This is a genomic window from Aeromicrobium sp. Leaf272 (genome assembly GCF_001422865.1).
Taxonomy (GTDB): domain Bacteria; phylum Actinomycetota; class Actinomycetes; order Propionibacteriales; family Nocardioidaceae; genus Aeromicrobium.
Genome location: NZ_LMMY01000009.1, coordinates 13976 through 18881, shown reverse-complemented (window position 1 = coordinate 18881; position 4906 = coordinate 13976). Strand labels below are relative to the sequence as shown.

5 protein-coding genes and 1 pseudogene are annotated in these 4906 nt (G+C 67.7%); all 6 read left to right on the top strand.

The annotated features are described in order from the left end of the window. Positions 1-219: 219 nt before the first annotated feature. The gene (tuf, locus tag ASF38_RS01620) at positions 220-1413 is read left to right on the top strand and encodes an elongation factor Tu (protein WP_055964264.1); all 1194 of its coding nucleotides are present in this window, start codon (positions 220-222) and stop codon (positions 1411-1413) included. Between the two features lie 785 nt (positions 1414-2198). After that, the gene (gene rpsJ / locus ASF38_RS01615) at positions 2199-2507 is read left to right on the top strand and encodes a 30S ribosomal protein S10 (protein ID WP_055964267.1); all 309 of its coding nucleotides are present in this window, start codon (positions 2199-2201) and stop codon (positions 2505-2507) included. Between the two features lie 16 nt (positions 2508-2523). Next, positions 2524-3180 carry a 50S ribosomal protein L3 gene (rplC, locus tag ASF38_RS01610; protein WP_055964270.1) on the top strand — a complete coding sequence of 219 codons (657 nt, stop codon included), beginning with the start codon at positions 2524-2526 and terminating at the stop codon, positions 3178-3180. A 3-nt stretch (positions 3181-3183) separates the two neighbouring features. Next, positions 3184-4170 carry a 50S ribosomal protein L4 gene (gene rplD / locus ASF38_RS01605; protein WP_056573256.1) on the top strand — a complete coding sequence of 329 codons (987 nt, stop codon included), beginning with the start codon at positions 3184-3186 and terminating at the stop codon, positions 4168-4170. A 2-nt stretch (positions 4171-4172) separates the two neighbouring features. Beyond that, positions 4173-4475 (top strand): 50S ribosomal protein L23, encoded by a 303-nt coding sequence (gene rplW, locus ASF38_RS01600; protein ID WP_055964278.1) that lies wholly within the window; start codon positions 4173-4175, stop codon positions 4473-4475. Between the two features lie 13 nt (positions 4476-4488). Then, positions 4489-4906 (top strand): annotated as a pseudogene (gene rplB, locus ASF38_RS18570) (50S ribosomal protein L2); the annotation flags it as partial.

Here is a 4906-nt window from a genome sequence, read left to right as displayed (position 1 = left end):
CCTGAGGTCCAAGACCTCGGGGCGTGCCTCGTACTCGATGCAGTTCGACTCCTACGCCGAGGTCCCCAAGGCCGTGGCGGAGGAGATCATCAAGAAGGCCCGCGGCGAGTAACGCTCGGCGTCATCGGTAAGGTGGCCTAGGTCTCCCCGCGGGACCCGACGGCTTTCAGATCCGGCAACATTCCAGACACTGCAACTCACAACCCAGAAGGAGCCCCAGTGGCTAAGGCGAAGTTCGAGCGGACCAAGCCGCACATGAACATCGGCACCATCGGTCACATCGACCACGGTAAGACGACGCTGACCGCGGCGATCACCAAGGTGCTGCACGACAAGTACCCCGATCTGAACGAGGCCTCGGCCTTCGACCAGATCGACAAGGCTCCCGAGGAGCGTCAGCGCGGCATCACGATCTCGATCGCGCACGTGGAGTACCAGACGGAGAACCGTCACTACGCGCACGTCGACTGCCCCGGTCACGCCGACTACGTCAAGAACATGATCACCGGCGCGGCTCAGATGGACGGCGCGATCCTCGTGGTCGCCGCCACCGACGGCCCGATGCCGCAGACCCGTGAGCACGTCCTCCTGGCCCGCCAGGTCGGCGTCCCCGCCATGGTCGTCGCCCTGAACAAGTGCGACATGGTCGACGACGAGGAGATCCTGGAGCTCGTCGAGCTCGAGGTCCGCGAGCTGCTCAGCGACCAGGAGTTCGACGGCGACAACGTCCCCGTCGTCAAGGTCGCTGCTCACCCGGCGCTGCAGGGCGACGCCAAGTGGGGCGAGTCGATCCTCGAGCTCATGAACGCGGTCGACGAGTACATCCCGCTGCCCCCGCGTGAGACGGACAAGCCGTTCCTCATGCCGGTCGAGGACGTCTTCACGATCACCGGTCGTGGCACGGTCATCACCGGTCGCATCGAGCGCGGCATCGTCAAGGTCAACGAGACCGTCGACATCGTCGGCATCCGTGAGACCAAGCAGACGACGACCGTCACGGGCATCGAGATGTTCCGCAAGCTGCTCGACGAGGGCCAGGCCGGCGAGAACGTCGGACTGCTCCTGCGTGGCACGAAGCGTGAGGACGTCGAGCGCGGCATGGTCATCATCGCGCCCGGTTCCACCACGCCGCACACGGAGTTCGAGGGCCAGGTCTACATCCTGTCCAAGGAGGAGGGTGGTCGTCACACGCCGTTCTTCAACAACTACCGTCCGCAGTTCTACTTCCGCACGACGGACGTCACCGGCGTCGTCACGCTGCCCGAGGGCACCGAGATGGTCATGCCCGGCGACAACACCGAGATGAGCGTCGAGCTGATCCAGCCGATCGCCATGGAGGAGGGCCTGCGCTTCGCCATCCGCGAGGGCGGCCGCACCGTCGGCGCCGGTCGTGTCACCAAGATCAACAAGTGATCTGACGACACACCAGCACTGCTGAGACGAAGCCCCTCGGACCCTCGGGTCCGGGGGGCTTCGTCGTGTCCGGGCTCATGGGCGGGTTTCCTGCGGGGGTCGGCCGGGTGGCACCGGGTTCGGGCGGGCTCCCGGGCAGTCGGCGAGTGCGTGGGGGTAGGTGACGCGCCTGACCGTCTGGTCAGAGGTAGGTGACGCACCTCTCAGCGCGGCAGACAGGTGCGTCACCTACCTCTGACGGAGTGGTTCGGCGCGTCGCCTACCTCTTGCCTCCTGGCCCCGCCGGAGCTCGCGAGCCCGGTCCGGAGACGCACCCAGGTCCTCGGTCGAGGCCCTTTCGGAGCGCACCTCGAGGAGGAGCCGGCCCGGCGCAGCAGCAGGCTCAGCGGGTGCTGACGCCGCGCAACCGCGGGGCGACGGAGCCCCCACGCGTGCCCCCCGAGAACGAGGGAGGGGGCGATTTGTGTTTGCGGGGGAGTCTCTGTCAGACTAGTGCGGTTGCTCCGGCCGTATTGCTGGGGCGTGCTTGCCCGGAACTCACGCCGGGACCGACGGGTGCGCCGCACGGTGAACGGCCTGGCTGCTGGAAACGTAGGAGACGCGGACTCGTCAGAGGCCGCGGCCCGGGACCGGCGGTCCAACCACCCAACTCCAGAAGGTTCGCGCACGCTCGTGGTCAACTCCGCGACACGCCCGACCTCGGGGGCGGAGGGGGAGCGATCCCCTCCAGGGAGAACCAGCCCCAGGGGCACACACAGCTGACGAAGAGTAAGGACGACCAGAGCATGGCGGGACAGAAGATCCGTATCCGGCTCAAGGCCTACGACCACGAGGTGATCGACACCTCGGCGCGCAAGATCGTCGACACGGTCACGCGCACCGGAGCCTCCGTGGCCGGCCCCGTGCCCCTGCCGACCGAGAAGAACGTGTACTGCGTCATCCGGTCGCCGCACAAGTACAAGGACAGCCGCGAGCACTTCGAGATGCGTACGCACAAGCGGCTCATCGACATCATCGACCCGACGCCGAAGACCGTCGACTCGCTCATGCGACTCGACCTGCCGGCCGGTGTCGACATCGAGATCAAGCTCTGAGGGAGGACCTGAACACATGAGCACCTCCTCCACCGTCAACGCGCGCGGCCTCCTGGGCCGCAAGCTCGGCATGACCCAGGTCTGGGACGCCGAGGGCAAGATCGTGCCCGTCACGGTCCTCGCTGCCGAGACCAACGTCGTCACGCAGATCCGCACGCCCGAGACCGACGGCTACAGCGCCGTCCAGATCGGCTTCGGCGAGATCGACGGACGCAAGGTCAACAAGCCCGAGGCCGGACACTTCGCGAAGGCCGGCGTCACGCCGCGCCGCCACGTCGTCGAGATCCGCACCGAGGCCATCGCCGACTACGCCCTGGGCCAGGAGATCTCCCCGGAGATCTTCGCCGCGGGCGACGAGATCGACGTGACCGCCACGAGCAAGGGCAAGGGCTTCGCCGGCGTCATGAAGCGTCACGGCTTCTCCGGCGTCGGAGCCTCCCACGGCGCGCACCGCAACCACCGCAAGCCCGGCTCGATCGGTGGCTGCGCCACCCCGGGTCGCGTCTTCAAGGGCCTGCGCATGGCCGGCCACATGGGCGCCGAGACCGTCACCACCCAGAACCTGACCGTCCACGCCGTGGATGCCGCCAAGGGCGTCATCCTCGTCAAGGGCGCGGTCCCCGGCCCCAAGGGTGGACTCGTCGTGGTCCGCTCTGCCGCGAAGGGAGCCTGATCCATGGCCGTCAAGACCATTGATGCCGCGCTGCCCGTCGACATCTTCGGCGTGCAGACGAACATCCCCCTGATCCACCAGGTCGTCACCGCCCAGCTCGCCGCCGCCCGTCAGGGCACGCACGACGTCAAGTCGCGTGGCGAGGTGTCCGGTGGTGGCAAGAAGCCCTACCGCCAGAAGGGAACCGGCCGCGCCCGTCAGGGCTCGATCCGCGCACCCCAGTACAACGGTGGTGGCATCGTGCACGGCCCCACGCCGCGCAGCTACGACCAGCGGACCCCCAAGAAGATGAAGGCCGCCGCCCTGCGCGGTGCCCTCTCGGACCGGGCCCGCTCCGGACGTCTGCACGTGGTGGAGTCGCTCGTCACCGGTGAGGTGCCCTCCACCAAGGCCGCCGTCGCCGCGATCGCCGAGCTCACCACGCGTCGCCGCGTGCTCGTGGTCGTCAAGCGCGAGGACGCGCTGACGGCCAAGAGCCTGCGCAACGTCACCGACCTCGTCGTGCTGACCTTCGACCAGCTGAACACGTACGACGTCGTGCTGAGCGACGACGTGATCTTCACGCAGGCCGCGTTCGAGGCCTTCGTCGAGGCGCGTTCGGCCGAGGGCACCGAGACCGTCGCGCTGAGCGCCGCGGTCGTCGAGGCCGACGCCAAGCCTGCTGCGAAGCCGGCCACGAAGGCCAAGGCGAAGAAGGCTCCGGCGAAGAAGGCCGAGGCCACGAAGGCCGACGCCGAGCCCGCCGAGAAGGTCGAGGCCCCGGCCGCCGACGCGAACGAGGGTGCGACCAAGACGCAGCCCTACGGTCCCGGCTCCAAGGCCCCGCTCAAGAGCGGCAACGCCCCCAAGGGTCACGAGATCAAGGGCAACGCCGACTCGATGAAGTACCACACCGCGGACAGCCCCTGGTACGACCAGACGGTCGCCGAGGTCTGGTTCGACACCGAGGAGACCGCGCAGGCCGCCGGTTTCACGAAGGCTGGTGAGTGAGCATGAGCACCCTGCACAAGGACCACCGCGACGTCCTGATCGCGCCCGTCGTCTCCGAGAAGACGTACGCGCTCATCGACGACAACAAGTACACGTTCCTGGTGCGTCCGGACGCGAACAAGACGGAGATCAAGATCGCCGTCGAGAACGTGTTCGGCGTCAAGGTGACGGCCGTCAACACGATCAACCGCAAGGGCAAGACGCGTCGCACCCGCAACGGTGAGGGCAAGCGCAAGGACACCAAGCGGGCCATCGTGAGCGTCGCCGCCGGCCAGAGCATCGACATCTTCTCGAGCCCGAGCTGAGGACTGACCAGACATGGCTATTCGCAAGTACAAGCCGACCACGCCGGGCCGTCGAGGCTCCAGCGTCGCCGACTTCGCCGAGATCACCCGCACCACGCCGGAGAAGTCCCTCGTGGAGCCGCTGCCCAAGAAGGGCGGCCGCAACAACCAGGGTCGCATCACCACGCGCCACCAGGGTGGCGGCCACAAGCGTGCCTACCGCGTGATCGACTTCAAGCGCTACGACAAGGACGGCGTGCCGGCCAAGGTCGCTCACATCGAGTACGACCCCAACCGCACCGCGCGCATCGCGCTCCTGCACTACGCCGACGGCGAGAAGCGCTACATCATCGCGCCCGACGGCATCCGTCAGGGCCAGGCCATCGAGGCCGGGCCGACCGCCGACATCAAGGTCGGCAACAACCTGCCGCTGCGCAACATCCCCGTCGGTA